General features: G+C 34.6%; 10 protein-coding genes and 2 pseudogenes. 4 read left to right on the forward strand and 8 right to left on the reverse strand.

The features are described from left to right. Nucleotides 1-1,186 precede the first annotated feature (1,186 nt). Both ABID39_RS04835 and ABID39_RS04840 read left to right on the forward strand, forming a co-directional pair. The gene (locus ABID39_RS04835; RefSeq protein WP_354186600.1) at nt 1,187-3,925 is read left to right on the forward strand and encodes an autotransporter family protein; all 2,739 of its coding nucleotides are present in this window, start codon (nt 1,187-1,189) and stop codon (nt 3,923-3,925) included. Nucleotides 3,926-5,861: 1,936 nt separating this feature from the next. Next, complete coding sequence (locus ABID39_RS04840; protein WP_354186602.1) at nt 5,862-6,227, forward strand: response regulator; 366 nt, start codon at nt 5,862-5,864, stop codon at nt 6,225-6,227. On the opposite strand, the pseudogene rpsI (ABID39_RS04845) reads toward ABID39_RS04840, so the two are convergent. The 3 genes and pseudogenes from rpsI (ABID39_RS04845) to rplM all read right to left on the reverse strand — a co-directional run. Beyond that, nucleotides 6,199-6,411 (reverse strand): annotated as a pseudogene (gene rpsI, locus ABID39_RS04845) (30S ribosomal protein S9); the annotation flags it as partial. The gene ABID39_RS04840 and the pseudogene rpsI (ABID39_RS04845) overlap by 29 nt on opposite strands. A 308-nt stretch (nt 6,412-6,719) precedes the next feature. Continuing rightward, a complete protein-coding gene (gene rpsI / locus ABID39_RS04850) occupies nt 6,720-7,205 on the reverse strand; it encodes a 30S ribosomal protein S9 (RefSeq protein ID WP_354186604.1) in 486 nt (161 codons plus the stop codon). Between the two features lie 2 nt (nt 7,206-7,207). Continuing rightward, nucleotides 7,208-7,672 (reverse strand): 50S ribosomal protein L13, encoded by a 465-nt coding sequence (rplM, locus tag ABID39_RS04855; RefSeq protein ID WP_354186606.1) that lies wholly within the window; start codon nt 7,670-7,672, stop codon nt 7,208-7,210. 296 nt (nt 7,673-7,968) lie between these two features. On the opposite strand from rplM, the gene recJ reads away from it, so the two are divergent. Continuing rightward, nucleotides 7,969-9,753 carry a single-stranded-DNA-specific exonuclease RecJ gene (gene recJ / locus ABID39_RS04860; protein WP_354186608.1) on the forward strand — a complete coding sequence of 595 codons (1,785 nt, stop codon included), beginning with the start codon at nt 7,969-7,971 and terminating at the stop codon, nt 9,751-9,753. Nucleotides 9,754-9,770: 17 nt separating this feature from the next. Here recJ and parE read toward each other — a convergent pair whose 3' ends face one another. From parE to ABID39_RS04885, 5 genes and pseudogenes are all read right to left on the reverse strand, one after another. Then, nucleotides 9,771-11,828: a DNA topoisomerase IV subunit B gene (gene parE / locus ABID39_RS04865; RefSeq protein WP_354186610.1), complete on the reverse strand. Its 2,058-nt coding sequence runs from the start codon at nt 11,826-11,828 to the stop codon at nt 9,771-9,773. 87 nt (nt 11,829-11,915) lie between these two features. Next, nucleotides 11,916-12,653: a lipoyl(octanoyl) transferase LipB gene (lipB, locus tag ABID39_RS04870; RefSeq protein ID WP_354186612.1), complete on the reverse strand. Its 738-nt coding sequence runs from the start codon at nt 12,651-12,653 to the stop codon at nt 11,916-11,918. 148 nt (nt 12,654-12,801) lie between these two features. Continuing rightward, the gene (locus tag ABID39_RS04875) at nt 12,802-13,656 is read right to left on the reverse strand and encodes a TPM domain-containing protein (RefSeq protein WP_354186614.1); all 855 of its coding nucleotides are present in this window, start codon (nt 13,654-13,656) and stop codon (nt 12,802-12,804) included. Then, the gene (locus ABID39_RS04880; RefSeq protein WP_354186616.1) at nt 13,656-14,300 is read right to left on the reverse strand and encodes a LemA family protein; all 645 of its coding nucleotides are present in this window, start codon (nt 14,298-14,300) and stop codon (nt 13,656-13,658) included. The genes ABID39_RS04875 and ABID39_RS04880 overlap by 1 nt, the downstream gene beginning before the upstream one ends. A gap of 1,149 nt (nt 14,301-15,449) precedes the next feature. Continuing rightward, nucleotides 15,450-16,512: pseudogene (locus ABID39_RS04885) on the reverse strand (type ISP restriction/modification enzyme); the annotation flags it as partial. 182 nt (nt 16,513-16,694) lie between these two features. Here ABID39_RS04885 and bgtA point away from each other — a divergent pair. Further along, nucleotides 16,695-17,273: a gene transfer agent endolysin BgtA gene (bgtA, locus tag ABID39_RS04890; protein ID WP_354186618.1), complete on the forward strand. Its 579-nt coding sequence runs from the start codon at nt 16,695-16,697 to the stop codon at nt 17,271-17,273. Nucleotides 17,274-17,388 lie beyond the last annotated feature (115 nt).

The raw sequence follows: 17,388 nt of genomic DNA on the forward strand, positions 1-17,388 counted from the left end.
CTTTTAAAAATAAGGGGTTGTATGCGGATGAATTTTTCTCAGTTTATGAATGCATGAAAAAAGCAGGATATCGGTATAAACTGCAAGATTCAAAGGAGATTTTTTATATAACCTCTGAAAAATGGTTCTTTTTTAGAAAATCTCATGGTGGGAGGATATCAACAGTTTGTTGATAATGATACCTTTGGTGTGAGCAATACAACGAAAAAGAAATGTGCTTTGATAACGCATTTTGAGAATGATAAAAAAGAATGACAGATAACAAAGAAATTTTGCAATAACATCCATAAAGTCGCAGATTCATGCTTAAAAAGATAGTTTAATAAAAAACCTTCACGGGAAGGAAGTCAAAAAAGACATGACTTTCTTTGCCACAATACAGATAAAGTCCATGATGGTTTAGATGAGTAATGATTATTATTATCGGTCTAGGACATATGGGAAGCTTGTATTGTATCCTCAATTTACTCAATATAAAAAAACAGATTTTCTAAAATATTTATTTTAATATTATCACAGCGGTTTGTTATCAGTAGAATTTATTTTTGTGAAATATTTCGTTTGATAATTCTTAATTTTAGGATGATGAATATTTCATTTGCCTCTTCATTTTGTTTGAATATTTACGGTGTTATGCAGGTCTTTTACTTGAATATTTTATGGAAAATAAAAGAGAATTATGGCTATTTAGAAAAGTCTTCATTAGCATTTTCTTAGATTTTTTCTTCTATAAAAGAAGTGTATATTGTTCTATTTTTTTTTTACACATTTTGTATTGTTTTGTATTTATATAAAAATTTCCTATATGATTTATTGTAAAAATAAGTTTTATATTTTTATTTTTCCTATAAATTAAATTGAATTTTAATATTCCATCCTCTTTAAAATTTCATTTTACAATATTTTTTATTATCAGGAATAAGCCTGTAAAATTTATTTTTTTGACGGGTTATATTGCTATTTTTAACTGTATTGAACAAATCATTTTTAAACTTATAAGTCTAAATTGTTATTGATGATTCTTATTCTCACTTTACATAAAATACAAAACAAATTATAGACATAAAAGTTTACCACGTTTACGATAAATAATCATTGTTTGTTTGAAGTTTATTAAATTTAATATGTGGTTTATTGTGTCTGCATTTTTGTTTTTTCTGAGAAAAAGAAGGTTTGAAGAGGAATTATGGTTAGAGTATCTAAAATTCGCTTATGTTTATGCGTTTTTACAACAGCTATTTTTTCTTTTTTACCAAATATAGAGGTTGTAGCGCATTCTCATTCATATGCTTCACTTTCGTGCAGTGAAAGTGAAGCATATTATAGATGCAATGATGGTGAGGCACATACTATTAACAATAAAGTATACAAATTAATGACGTTTTTTGAAAAAGAGAATGGAAACAACAATTCTCCTATATCATTTGCTGTCATAGGGGCGCAGATGGCAAATACAGTTATTCAGGCAATAAGTGTAAAAGTTGAGGGTAATGATAACATAAAGGATGTTTATGGTGTAGTTGTATCGCAAGGAGGAAAGGTTGTCTTGAGCGATTCAACTTTTAAACATGTATCGACAGGTTTCAAGGCTGATAATGGAGTAATTGAAGTATATGGTGGATTCGTTGAGGCGATACAGGCAGGCGTTTATGCCGAAAAGCAAGGCACATCTGTTATTTTGACGAATGCGAAAATTACGGTAAAAAATCGAGAAGATAATCAAGGAGCTGCTCTTTTTAGTCGTATTGGTGCAAACATTCAGATGAAGGGTGGAGAGATTGATGTGACGAATGCGGCTGCACTCCATGTGGGAACAGGGGGGAATGCAAATCTAAATGGAGTTACTGTTACTTCAAAAAACCAAGAAATTAAGGATAAAAAAAATATTGTTCATGCGGCTTTAAACATAAGCCATCAGAGTGTTCTTCATTTAAAGAAGAGCAATGTTGTTGCTAATGATATGAGTGGTTTGTGGATCGGATCAGATGCCAACACACCGTCAGGAGTAGATATCGCAGGAAATATTTTAATTTCGCGAATTAATATTGAAGATTCAAAAATTATGGTGGTAGGTAACAAGTATGGTATGCACTTTGATGTGAATAAAAAGAATAAGGAATATGGACAGGAAATTGTCTTTTTGAAAAACTCAATTCTTGATGTTCCAGATGGTACAGCTATTCATAACAGTGAAAGTCGGGCTTATCTCGCAGTAACAGCAGGTACAAAGATCTCTGGTGATTTGTTATTAACAGCTGAAAAGGGGGCTTCTGTAGCGATTTTGGCTGATTCTGCTTCGCTTGCAGGAGGAGCTCGTGTTTCTGAGGATGCGATTGCCGAACTTTATTTGACAGAAGGATCAAAATGGGTTCTGACACAAAGAAAAGAGAAAGATTTGCAAGATTTAAATAGTGAAGTTTCATCTATCTCATTTGTAAAACTTTCGAAGAGTGTTATCGTTTTTGAAACTCCAATATCGCAGAAATATCAAACACTTTATATCGGGAAAGGTAGGGAAGAGGCTTACAGTGCACAGGACAGTGCACATCTCTATTTTAATACGCATCTCAATGATGATGGTTCCTTCGACAATAAAAAAACTGATAGGCTTTTGATTCATGGTGATGTTTCTGGAAAAACAACAGTTCATGTGCAGCTTGTTGTAGGAGATCAGAAGGAGAAAGTAGACGATGAAAATGCCCAAACTATTTCAATTATTCAGGTTTCTGGAAAAGCGGCGGAAGATTCTTTTCAGTTGAGCACACCTTATGTTGCACTAGAAGGTTTGCCTTATCAATATTATCTTCGTGCATATGGTCCAGATTCTTCTCGTGGAAGTGCACGCTCTGAGCAAAGATTAGTTAAAGGTAACGGGGATTTTTGGGATTTTCGTCTTGAAAGTAAATATATTCAGCCTATTCTGGACGAACCTACTTTTCTTGATACTGTGAGGAGAGTGAAAGATGTTGTCCCACAAGTGCCGACTTATCTTCTCTTACCAAATGCTTTGTTCCATGCTGGATTGATGGATATTAGTATTAAAAATAAGTATTTGAAAACATTGCAAGAGGTTTCTAGTGGATTGTTGAAAATTGGAGGTAGTTCTGCTTTATCGGTAAACAGTTATGGTGGAAGTTATCATTATGTTTCAGATCTTTCTGCATTAGAATATGGGTATGGAGGTGATTTTGCATATAACGCTCTAGAGGCTGGTGTTTTGCTCAAAACAAGAGAGAGTCCATACAATGTGATATCTTTTGGAGTTATGGGAGCTTATGGAAAACTTGCTTTGCAACCTCGGGATGTAGAGAAAAGTCAAAACAATACATTTAACAAATGGTCAGTGACAGCTTATGGTAGTATGGAATATGAGAGTGGTTTTTATTTGAATGGTGTTTTATCCTATGGGCTATTTAAAGGTGATGTCTTTACTCTTGCAAGGGACAAGGCAGCAACATTAAAAGGAAATCCCCTAAACATTTCATTGTCTGCTGGTAAAGCATTTGTGAGTGGATATAAAGATTTTGTTTTTGATCCACAAGTTCAGTTTATTTATCAAAATCTCCAGTTTCATAAGGCTCATGATATTGATGGTTTTGATATTGAGATGGGAAAATTGGATCAATTGGTCATGCGTGTTGGTGGGTATTTAACCAAGACGCTAGCAGTTTCTAAAGAGGATCACATTATCTCTTTTTATGGTAAAATTCATTTTTCTAGCCATTTTGGAGAAAAGCAATTTGTGCATTTTAAAGATCCTTTCCAGTTAGGTCTCTTTGGATCTTCCTTAGAAGCTGGTTTAGGTATTAATTCGCAATTGTCTTCTAAAATTACACTTCATGGTGATCTAAACTATCAGCATAAGCTTACCAATGCAGGTTTTTCTGGAGTTAGTTTTTCTGGTGGATTGCGCTATCGCTTTTAATCAATTCTTTGAAAAGCCATAAGTAAGATTATAGCTTATGGTGTTTTTATTTTACCGTAGAATGGTTAAGTATAAAATGCTTAAAGTGTAGTCAAATGAGCTCTTAACGTGCTTAATAGAATGCTAAGAAGGATTCTAAATAAATCTAGTAATGATTGAGATTAATGAAGGTTATTTGTACGATAAAATGTTGCGATAGCCTTTGCATTAAGACGGTTTATGAGAGGCATTTTACTCCTTTCTTAAAGGTCTTTTTATCCACATACTGATCCAGTTTGTGATATGTAAGAAAATGTTTTTTTGATTCATTATAAGAGGGGATGAAATGAGAAAATCTTATTGTATTTGCGTTCTCATTCAACATGCAAAACAATAGTTATCTTTGTAAATCAATGTGTTGATATGTTGAGACGTGATTACTAATCATCTAAAAAATAAAAGAATTAATCAGTGTTTGCACGCGAGATAATAGCAACAAAATTGAGTTCGATGACGGTACGAATACATTTCATAATGGTTTTTGTAGACTAGGAGAAAATTATCAACCTTTTAAGTGAATAATTTATTTACTTTTATGATTTTGTTAAAAGAGAACAATGATCGACATTTTATATTTAAACAGTATTATTATTAATTAAAATATGCAATTTATATGAAAATAATATATTTATACATTTATGTGTATTTTTTTATTATTGAATACTGTATTTGTCTAAGTCGTACGATAGCCACTTTATCTATATTATTATGATGCATTTAAAAAATAGATAAGAGTATGATTTATATGTTTGTTTGGTTTTTCTAATAGTTAAGCTAAGATTTCTTCAATGAATTTTTTAAGTGGTGGCTCACAAAATGGGTATGATGTTAGCGATTATCTCTCTACAGTAAATTGGGGAGATAGGGGAAAGATATGGGAATGGTAGCAGGTAGTCTTGTAGATCTAGTTGATGGACTAATAAGGAGATCTAGCAGGCATGAAATCAGGAGAAAGAGTTGGCTATATAGGAGGATTTGCGACAGGTTTGGGATGTAAGGTCTATCAGTGCTATTACGAGTATTATAAAATCAGCAGATATTTCTGAAGTAAATATTCTTGTAGGCGTTATGATGTGCTTAAAATGATTGAGAAGAAAGACTTAAGAGCATATCTTTATACTTTTAATTATATATTTTTATAAATTAAATTTCTCTATTTTATAAAATTATTATTCATTTAAAAATATGATTAAATAATACACTTTATAAGTATTTATTTTAAAATAAAACTAATATATTATAAAATTAATTTTTAATAATATTTGTAAAAATTTTTATTTGTATATTTTGTATTGTTAAATAACTTTTTTATAGAGGTTATTATATAAAATAATTATTAAAAATATTATTATATAGTTTTTTTTGAATAAGAAAAATGATAAAAAATGAACAATAAATGGTGAGGATATAATGAGATTTTTCATTTTCCAGTGTTGCACCATTTTTATATTTTTAATGCATTAAGCACATGTAAATTTCATCCTTAAATTTCGTTTAAAATTCATAGATAAGATTTATTTTTATTTGTTATTCAATAGCTTGTATTGAAGTATAACAAAAGCGTCTGATTTAAAAATCGGTATTTTGACACATTCGCATGTTTTATGTTTTGTCTAAGGTCGCAAGGTTTATGTGTTGATTTGGATATTCAAAAACTTTGCAATCTGATTAAAAAGATATGCAATAATAAAAGCTTACAGTTATAAAAATTCTCTTTTTACGAACTGAAGAGATTATTATGCTCAGTATTATAAATATTTGCGAAAAAGTGTTTTTATAGGCAGTTATTTAGTTTCTTTATGGTTTACAATTTTTTTTATCATTTTATCTTAAATTAGAAGGACTGTGTATTAATTTTTATTTGTCTATTTTATCTCAAAAGGGTGGAGTTATATTAATGTCAAAAAAAGTCATGATCGTGGAAGATAATGAGCTAAATATGAAATTATTCCGTGATCTTGTAGAAGCGAGTGGCTACGAAACCGTTGAAACGCGTAATGGTCTTATGGCATTAGAATTGGCTCGTTCATCAATGCCCTCTCTTATCCTAGTGGATATTCAGTTACCTGAGGTATCAGGAATCGATGTTATTAAACAATTAAAAGAAGATGAGGAACTTAGATCTATTCCCATTGTTGCAGTAACAGCTTTTGCTATGAAAGGGGATGAAGAAAGAATTCGTGCAAGTGGATGTGAAGAATATATGTCAAAGCCTATTTCCGTTCCTCATTTTATCACAATGGTAAAACACTTTTTGGAATGAAGCTATTTGAGAATTGGAAAGAACGACGTGCTTTTGCTTTACCGTATTTTTTACGTTCAACAACACGACTATCACGGGTAAGAAAGCATCCCTTTTTTAAAATTGCGCGAAGCTCTGGTTCATAATAGGTTAAAGCTTTAGAAATACCATGGCGTACTGCACCGGCTTGTCCAGAAAGACCGCCACTTGGCTAAATACTATTAGAAAAATCTAATGAGGAAACTGCAACTGTATCGCAAATGTTTTTGTGAATAAATACGTAGGTAGATTTGAACTACTGAAGTATATATCCTAAAAGCTTAATCCAAGCTTTCTAAGCGTTTCTAGTCGTCTCTTTTGGATCTTTATCTATCAGAAAAAATGATTGTTTTCTTTTCTTAAATTTTTCTCATGATGGAGAAGAATTGGATACAGTGTTTTCTTCAAAAAAACTGCCTCAATAAGCATAAAGCCCCGCAAAACGGGGCTCGAAGTATTGTAAAAAAATTGAAATTAGCGCTTTGAAAATTGGAAAGAACGACGTGCTTTTGCTTTACCGTATTTTTTACGTTCAACAACACGACTATCACGGGTAAGAAAGCCTCCCTTTTTCAAAATTGCGCGAAGCTCTGGTTCATAATAGGTTAAAGCTTTAGAAATACCATGGCGTACTGCACCGGCTTGTCCAGAAAGACCACCACCTGCAACGGTTGCAACAATATCGAATTGACTATCCCTGTTAGTTGCAACGATTGGTTGGCGAAGGATCATTCTAAGAACAGGACGTGCAAAATATTTGTCGAATTCTTTATTATTAATGATGATTTTTCCAGATCCTGGTTTGATCCATACGCGAGCGACAGCATCTTTACGCTTTCCTGTTGCATAGGCTCGTCCATGTGAGTCAAGCTTTTGCACATGGATAGGAGCAACATTTTCATGAGTTTCTGTAACATTTGTTACGACACTAAGCTCAGCAAGAGAATTAATTTCAGCCATAATCAAGCAATCCTTTTGTTTTTGCGGTTTAAAGCACCAACGTCAAGAGCTTCTGGCTGTTGTGCCTCATGTGGGTGTTGGCTTCCAGCATAAACACGCAGATTCTTCAACTGACGACGTCCAAGTGGTCCACGAGGAATCATGCGTTCTACAGCTTTTTCAATAATACGCTCAGGAAAACGACCTTCAAGAATTTGGCGCGCTGTACGTTCCTTGATTCCACCAATATATCCGGTATGCCAATAATATTTTTTATCTGTATATTTTTTGCCGGTGAGAAATATTTTATCTGCATTGATCACAATAACATTGTCACCATCATCAACATGTGGAGTAAATGTAGCTTTATGTTTGCCACGTAAGCGATTAGCAACAAATGTGGCAAGACGACCTAAAACGAGGTTTTCTGCGTCAACAATAACCCATTTTTTCACCACTTCAGTTGGCTTTTGTGAAAAAGTTGCCATAGAAGTATCCTTTATTGAGCTTCTTATAATAGGAGCATATTTTTGTTTTTTTGCGTTGAAAATTGTTATTATAGCGCAATCTTTCACGCATACTAACTGTTCTGATATAATGTCTTTTGATTGACGTCAAGAGAAAATAAAAACTTATAAAACAGTGTTTTATGTCTGAGGTATTATAGTACCTTATCAATAAAGTAGCCTATGCACATTTTAAATGAGAATGAGTATTGTAAAAGAGTGCTTTCTCTTTTTAAGTCTTGATTGTATTTTATTGACTTTCATTATAGAAAATAAGAATGCAGCAGCCCCATTATTTTCTCAATATTGAATCTTCAGCTTGCGGTCAGGCTTGGTTAGATTCCCTTGATATTCAAGGGATGAATAATGCTCACGCTATTTCTCAAAAATTTGGTCTTCCAGATCAGTTAGCACGCGTTCTTTCGGCAAGAGATGTAGATGAATCTGAAGCTGTTGCTTTTATTAATCCAACATTACGTACGCTAATGCCTCATCCAGAAAGTTTCAGAGATATGCAATGTGCAGCAGAACGTATTGTTGAGGCTATTTTGAAGCAAGAGAAAGTAGCTGTTTTTGGAGATTATGATGTGGATGGTGCTTGTTCATCTGCACTGGTAGCACGTTTTTTGCGTTATTTTGGTATTAAAGTAAAAATTTATATTCCTGATCGTATTATTGAAGGATATGGACCCAATGAACAAGCGATGAGAATGTTAGTGCAAGAAGGCGCTCATTTGATTATCACGGTTGATTGTGGGGCGAACAGTCCAGATGCAGTAAAGGCAGGAAGACTTGCAGGTGCTGATATTGTCATTTTAGACCATCATCAAATGTCGGAGGTTCATCAAGAAGCAGTTGCTCTTGTTAATCCTAATCGCCCTGATGATTTTTCTGGACAAGGGCATTTATGCGCTGCCGGTGTTGTCTTTGTCACATTAGCGTGGGTTAATCATTTATTGCGAAAGAAAAAGTTTGAGGGAAAACTTCCAGACCTTCTAAGTATGCTTGATCTTGTTGCATTGGCAACCATATGTGATGTCGTGCCATTACAAGGTGTTAATCGTGCTTTTGTGGTTAAAGGGCTCCAAGTTGCTCGTTCTATGCATAATCCTGGGATAATGGCTTTAACAAAGGTTGCGCGTATAGGGGAGCCACTTAATAGTTTTCATTTAGGTTTTTTATTAGGTCCTAGAATTAATGCGGGAGGACGTATTGGCGACCAAGCTTTAGGAGCACGTTTGCTCATTTGTGAAGATAAAGATGAAGCTGACAGAATAGCAGAACAATTGGATCAGCTTAACCAAGAACGCCAAGAAATGGAGAACATTCAATTAACGCAAGCAGAATCTTTTATTGATTCTCTTTATCAGGCTCAAAAAATACCACTGTCACTTGTGATTGCTCATCAAGAATGGCATCCGGGAATTATTGGTATTCTTGCATCGCGTTTAAAAGAACGTTTTTTTTGTCCTGTTTTTGTAATTGCCTTGAAAAAAGATGGAAGTGGCATAGGATCAGGACGCTCAATAAGTGGTATAGATCTAGGAACACTTGTTCGTGAAGCTGTTGCATTAAATTTATTAGAAAAGGGTGGGGGACACAGTATGGCAGCAGGGATAACAATCCAATCAACAAAAATTGAAAGCTTTCGAGAGTGGTTGGAAGAAAAAGTCTCTTTGATGGTCTCACAGTTGCGTACTAAAAAATCTCTCCGTATAGATGGTTGTCTTTCTGCTTCTGGTGCAAATAAAGCACTTTTTGATATGATCGAAAAAGCAGGACCATTCGGTTCAGGGAATACAACTCCTGTTTTTGTTCTTCCCTCTCATCGGTTAATTTATTTGTGCGAGGTTGGAAAAGGACATCTTCGTCTCGTTATATCTAATATTGAAGGAAAAAAGTTGCAAGGTATAGCCTTCCGAGCTGTGGGGACATCACTTGGTGATTTTCTTTCTAAAAATATTGGTGAAATGATCCATTTAGCTGGTAATCTTAGTTTGAATTATTGGAATGGGACAATTAATCCGCAATTGCACGTGCTTGATGCTGCAGCAGTGGTTTGAGAAAAATTTTTAAAAACTTAGATATCGAGATTAGACACAAAAGTAGAGTTTTCTTGTATAAAACGAAACCGCGCTTCTGGTTTTGTTCCCATGAGACTGTCTACTGTATTTTTTGTTTCTTGCATTTCCATTGCATCGATAGAAATCCGTAGCAATGTACGTTTTTGAGGGTGCATAGTCGTTTCTTTAAGTTGTTCAGCACGCATTTCACCAAGCCCTTTAAAGCGCCCAATTTCGACTTTAGCTTTCCCAGTAAATTCAGTTTTTAGCAATTCATCTTTATGGGCATCATCGCGTGCATAAGCAATTTTTCCTCCTTGCGATATTCTGTAAAGAGGGGGCACAGCAAGGTATAAATGTCCTTGACGAATAAGATCTGGCATCTCTTGAAAAAAGAAAGTAATGAGGAGTGAAGCAATATGAGCACCATCAACATCTGCATCCGTCATGATAATAATGCGTTCATATCTGAGATCTTTTTCACGATATTTAGAACGTGTTCCACATCCAAGCGCAAGGATAAGATCACTAATTGTTTGGTTTGAGTTCATTTTCTCGTGGGGAGCACTGGCAACATTCAAGATTTTTCCACGAAGAGGTAAAATTGCTTGGTTTGCTCTGTTTCGTGCTTGTTTAGCGGAACCACCAGCAGAATCACCTTCAACAATGAATAATTCAGCACCATCGGCACAACTTTGGCTACAATCTGCGAGTTTTCCAGGCAGACGTAATTTACGTACAGCCGTTTTTCGGCTTATTTCTTTGTCTTGGCGTCGTTTAACACGTTCTTCAGCACGTTCAATAACCCAATCAAGAAGTTTTGTTGCTTCTTGTGGAGAATTTGTTAGCCAATGGTCAAAAGGATCACGTATTGCATTTTCAACGATACGTTGTGCTTCGATTGTTGCTAACCGATCTTTAGTTTGTCCAACAAATTCAGGATTTTTGATGAAGATTGAAAGGATTGCAGCTGTTGAAATCATAACATCATCGGATGTAATGATAGCAGCACGCTTGTTTCCTATTAGCTCAGCGTAGGATTTTAATCCACGTAAAAGAGCCAGACGCAGTCCTATTTCATGCGTTCCGCCTTCTCCGGTAGGAATAGTATTGCAATAAGATTGTACAGAGGCATCGCCACCATGCCAAGCGATAGCCCATTCAACAGAGCCGTAGCCACTATAGTGTTTTATCTTCCCAGAAAAAATTTCCGACGTTACTCGATATTCATCTTTTAGTGATGAGAGTAAATAATCTTTAAGTCCATCAGGGAAATAGAAAACAGCTTTTTCGGGGATATTTTTTGTGCTCTCAAGTATAAGAGGATCGCAACTCCAGCGAATTTTTACGCCACCAAAAAGATATGCTTTGGAGCGTGCCATCTTATAAATTTTTTCTGGATCAAAAGCAGCTTTTTCACCAAAAATTTTATGATCAGGATGAAAACGAACGCGTGTCCCACGACGGTTATAAACTTCACCTAAATCTTCTAATCCAGATTGAGGTATACCACGTGAAAAGCGTTGTCGATACAGTTTTCGTTCTCGTGCTACTTCGACTTCCATATCGTCAGAAAGGGCATTGACAACAGAAATTCCTACTCCATGTAATCCGCCAGCAGTTTGATAAGCTTTTCCATCAAATTTTCCACCTGAATGGAGCTGTGTCAAAATGATTTCAAGAGTAGACTTGTCAGGCATTTGAGGATGATTTTCAACAGGAATACCGCGTCCATTATCTGTAACTGTTAAATAGCCGCTTTTATCCAATGATACATCAATTAAATCTGCATAACCAGCCACGGCTTCATCCATTGCATTGTCAATAATTTCAGCAAACAGGTGATGAAGCGCTTTACTATCTGTTCCACCGATATACATTCCAGGACGTAAACGTACGGGTTCTAAGCCCTCAAGTACTCGAATAGAGAGGGCGTTATAGTCATCTTCTTGCATATCTTTTTTCGAAGCTGCCATTTTTGAGCTCTTTGGTTTTGATGGATTTTCTTCTTCTATATTTATCCGAGACTGAACATCATTTAAAATACTCAAAAGGTCTTTGTTGTTATCGCTCATAGCGTTTGATTATCTACCTTTATTAAAAATAAACTCTTAAAATAATGATAAATTTTATGCCTGTTTTTTATTTAGAAATCAATGTACTTAGGAAACATCAATTGTTGGTCCAAAAATTTTTTCAAATGCTTGTTTCAGAGCAATGTCAACATCATACATTGTTATGTGAAAACCTAGATTAAGCAAGCTCGTTACGCCGTGATTTGCAATACCACAGGGAATAATCCCTGAATAATGTGCTAAATTAGGAGAAACATTGATGGCAATTCCATGAAAACTCACCCATTTTCGCACACGAATGCCAATAGCTGCGATTTTGTCTTCCAAAGAGAGACTGTTTTGTGTCAATTGGCAATGAGATCTTTTAACCCAGACACCAACACGATCTTCACGACGCTCGCCTTTAATATTAAATTTTGCAAGCATCTGTATAATCCATTCTTCTAATGCACTAATAAAAGCACGAATGTCTTGTTTTCGGCGCTTAAGATCAAGCATAATATAAGCAACGCGCTGCCCTGGACCATGATATGTAAATTCCCCACCTCGACCCGCTTCATAAACAGGAAACAAATGGGGTGTTAAAAGATCTTTTTTATTGGCACTTGTACCAGCTGTATAAAGGGAAGGATGTTCAAGAAGCCAAACTTGTTCATGCGCTTTTTTTGCAAGAATATTTTCTACACGCTCTTGCATGTAACATAGCGCTTCAGGATATTCGACCAAGTTATTACTTATTTTCCATTCAACTGGTGGATTCCCAGGAATTGCTTTAAACTGATGTGGTAAATGATCTCGATGGATATGTTTCAATTCAAATGCCATAAACGATATTTATATTGGTGTTTAAGTTTGTGTTGTCATTAGTAAAATAATTTCAGAGTAAGATATGAAGCTGTTTATTAAGATTGATATAACACGATAATGAATTTTATTTTAAAAAATTTATGATACTCAAAAATTTGCACTCATTTCACCATCTTCCTGTTGCACCGCCACCGCCTGATGATCCACCACCACCTTTAAAACCTCTACCTCCTGATGAATGGTTGCCAAAAATTCCATCAGAGCGTCTACCGACAGCATTTAAATTTAAAAACCATGGTGTGAAAATGATACCCATCCAGAGGTATTTTTGTGGAGCTACTTTTTTACCAAAAATCATTGCAAGAATAGGCAAACCAACCATGATAAAAAGGATTAAAAACATAATTGTATTAATGACTATCTCTTCTTTTTTAGCTAGTTCACGTTGTTTTTCAACAGATTTAGCTTTCTCTTTGATTTGAAAAGAAAAATCAGAATCTCTTTCTGTAATAATCTTGGTAATAGCATGAATGGCTTCAATAATTCCCTTTTCGTAATTTCCTTTACGGAAGTTGGGAAGAATAAAGCTATTAATAATAACTGTGGAAAGAGCATCTGTTAGTTCTCCTTCCAATCCATAGCCCACTTCAATACGAACTTCACGTTCATTTGGTGCAATGACAAGTAATACACCGTTGTTGATTTTTTCTTGACCCAATTTCCATGTGCGAAAAAGAGAATTACTGTATGTTTTTATATCATTTCCTGCAAGAGTAGGGAGAGTTACAATAACAATTTGATCTCCGGTTTTTTCTTCGAGTTTAGATAGCTTTTCTGTTAGACTTTTCTTTGTTGCACTATCAAGCAAATGAGCTATATCATTAACATAGCCAGTTAAGGGAGGAAACTGGGTCTGTGAGCAAGCGATATTTCCCGCTGCGATGACCAACCATAGAGTGCTCAAAAAAGCTCCTAAGTATAGCAAAGCAAAACGTTGCATAAAATATCGAAATGGATTCATTAATTAAAATTGACTGTTGGTGTTTGTTGGTTGTCGGTATCTATAGTAAATGTTGGCATAGGCTTAGCATCACGAAACCATAATTTTGCCCAAATCATTGTTGGTATTGTTTTTAATGCGGTATTATATACACGCACTGATTCAATATAATCGCGGCGTGCAACAGAGATACGATTTTCAGTTCCTTCTAATTGTGATTGAAGAGCGAGAAAGTTCTGATTCGCTTTAAGGTCAGGATAATTTTCGACAACAGCCATAAGACGAGAAAGTGCGCTTGATAAATTGGCTTGATTATTAAGATATTGCTGCATCATTTGTGGATTATTTAATATATCAGCGCTGATGTTAACTTGTGTTGCTTTAGCACGTGCTTCAATAACATTTGTAAAAACATTTTTTTCATGGGATGCGTAGGCTTTAATAGTCTCTACGAGATTGGGAATGAGGTCTGTACGGCGTTGGTATTGATTTAGCACTTCACTCCATGCAGCATGTGCTTTTTCTTCATTGGTTGGTATTGTATTAAATCCGCAACCACTTAAAAATGGTATTAAAAACACTAAGAAGATAGTGAGCGATAATTGTTTTAATATCTTAACTATAGGACAAATAAGTATCGCTAAGACAGTTCGCATATTTAACATAAAAATATCTCCATAGAATTTTTTATGTACTATATAGGATTTATCTTTTCAGTGAAAAGTACTTTGAATTTTATGAAAAAACATTTTATGAAAAAAATGATATTTTTATGAGTTTGAGATTGTTTACTTTGCTTAAATATTTTGTTGACATTTCAATAATAATAATGCTGTGAATGAAAGCTTATGAAATATTAACACAACATTAGTGTTAATTATTACTATTTTATTGAATATAGACAACTATATAAGCGGTTTCTATGGATATTGCTTATTATCAAGCAGATTTTACTTTTGCAAAACTGTATAGTAGCTCTTGGTGAAGAGTTCTTGCTCCATGTCAATAGTTTAATGACAAGTATTAGAGGGACTTACGATTATTATGGCATGGGTAGAAGTGTGTTCCCGTTCCCCCTTAACTGATTGTTATCATCAAAACATTACATCTTTGATGGCTTTTATTAATATTGCTTTGCAGGTGTTGTGTTTTAAGTAAATAAAACTGACAAAATAGATCATTTGAGTGAGTGACTAAAACATATCTTATGATATGAAAAGTATGTGATCCTTTAAAGCTTCTCAAAAGATAGGTTTATAATCATAAGAAATGCTATCAAGATTATTATGGTTATGAGTTTTGAAGGGGTTTTGGGTTTTGACGGTTGCTGCTATTATGTAAAAAAACGATAAAAAATAAAAGACATTATATTTCAATGTGTTAATATTTTACAGATCTTTAAAAAAACAGCCTCTATTGATAATACAACCTCTAAATTCAATCAATAATATAGGTTTTGAGGGGGGGGTGACAATTTTTACACCTCCAAAACCTATAGAGAAATGAATATACATAACTCTCTTTAAACAAAGCTTTTGGAAACAATAAAGCTATCATTTTAGATTGCGATATAATCTCTTAAAGGCAATGTAAAAAAACTAATTCTATTTAAGAGTGGGTTTCTTATAAATCTTAAAGCAATCCAAATGAGAGTATCTAAAAGTGCAAGTTTCTTCTTTTTAGAATAACGTATAATAAATTATCCTTTTAAAGATTGTATGTAAGCAATTTATAGAAGAGGTATAGATTATGGTTATAAGCTCTATACTCCTTTGTGAGGTTAGCATGCCTATCATGTGAGCATGCTTTATAAGTTATTCAGTTTCTCTTATTTCTAATTTTGGTAGGTTCTTAACGATTTTCATGGTTTCCAAGCTTACAGTAATAACCCTTTGAAATAACTCTAAGGGGTAGGCAGGGTTTCCAATGGTCTCGATAGCATAGCGATTGGCATCATTCACAATACCGCTTTTTTATCTGTTTTAACGCATTGACGTCCCATAACCCATTCAAGAGCAGGTCTACCATTTACGATATACTCATAAGCCTCAAGAGGGATATCTGTCATGGTAATATTACTATTATAAATAACAGTCGATTTATCCTTTTCCTTATTATAATAGAATTTCTCAGGATTAGAGATCTCTGTAAATTTTGGATTTCCTTTTTTAAAGGTCACTGGATAAGGTTCTATGCTTTCATAATTCACGTGCAAATGACCCAGTTCACGCCCTGCTGTACAAATTTCCAAAAGTCATCAGCACTCTTTACGCAAGGGATACGAGGCAATTCTTTGCATAAATTATGCGCATAGCGAGTGCGATAATCTTCCGAATATAAAATTCCGTAAACGTAGTAAAACAGATCATCTTTAGTGATAGTTTCATTCGGATAAGCAGCTTTAAAATGTGCTAATCCTTCATCAGTAATGGCATCATGACGTTTTAAACTGGCACTTTTGCTTTTTTCTGTAGCATTTGCAAACAAATGGGATTGGTTATCATTTTCATAAAGATACCTTGGAAAGCATTGGTTACCACCATCTATCATATTAAAATCAGGCACATTATTAGTCATAAAAATAGAAAATCTACTTCTTGTTCCTACAGAGGCGACTTGTATCACTCTATTTTCAATCACTTGCCCTATCGGGAATATCCGCGGCATTTGAGAAATCATTTCATTGAAGGTGCGACTATAATAAAGCCACTGTCGTATAAAAGGACGGTAAAGACCTTGCGCAAGGCACGCATTTTCAAATTCAAAAAACTTACCTTTTATCAGCTCTTTTTTAAGTGCACGACTCCAACTGATTTTCTTAGAATTTGTATTGATAAAATCATTTATAATATTTGTAAGTGACTTACGTTCAGCATGTGTACAAAAGACAGCTGATAAAACGCAAAAGACAGCTGAAAAGGTGCAAGAAAAAGTTGATCTCATCCAAGCTTTTGAATAGCAAGACTGGATTAATGGCACAAAAACAGAGGATGGTCTTATATCACCAGTCAACTTACTGGCATTAAAGCAAATAGCAGCGACAGCAATGGAAGCTGTCATTGTGGTGGGGCTTCAACAGGCATACAGAAAAAGCTGGCAACCCAGTGGTTGTTGATGGTATGGTTATTACGGAAAAAAAAGCAGAAGCTATGCTTTTGGCAGATTTACGTCAATATGAGCGTGCGGTTGAGAAAGCGGTTTATGTCGACTTAAGTGATGAGCAGTTTGGTGCTCTTGTTTCTTTTTGTTATAATATAGGGATAACAGCTTTTCAAAACTCTACATTGCTTAAGAAACTTAATAAAGGTGATTATGAGTCAGTACCAATTGAATTACAGAAATGGACAAAAGCAGGAGGAAAGCGTATAAAAGGTCTCGTATACCGGCGTGCAGCAGAAGCAGGTTTGTGGGCGAAAGGGGCTTACGTTTCGTCTAATTACCAAAGCGTTGAAAAACAAGAACCATCAAGAATTTTAAAAGCAGAAGTTCTTGCTCCTATCATAGCTTCTTTTTCTGGGCTTGGGGAGTTGTTAGCAGGGAATGGACCTATGCAATGGGCTTTAGCAACGATTATAGTTTTTGCTTCCTGTGTAGGATTAGTGTTTATTATTAATCGCTTAAGAGAACAACGCTTATGATCTTGTGGGGGAAAAAATATTTTGTGGTGATAGCAGCTTTAGCTGCTTTTTTTATGGCTTTAGCTAAGGCATTTCGTTTTGGCAAGAAGACTGAACGGCAAAAGCAGACAGAGAC

Source organism: Bartonella japonica, assembly GCF_040545385.1.
In the GTDB taxonomy this organism is placed as follows: Bacteria; Pseudomonadota; Alphaproteobacteria; order Rhizobiales; family Rhizobiaceae; genus Bartonella; species Bartonella japonica.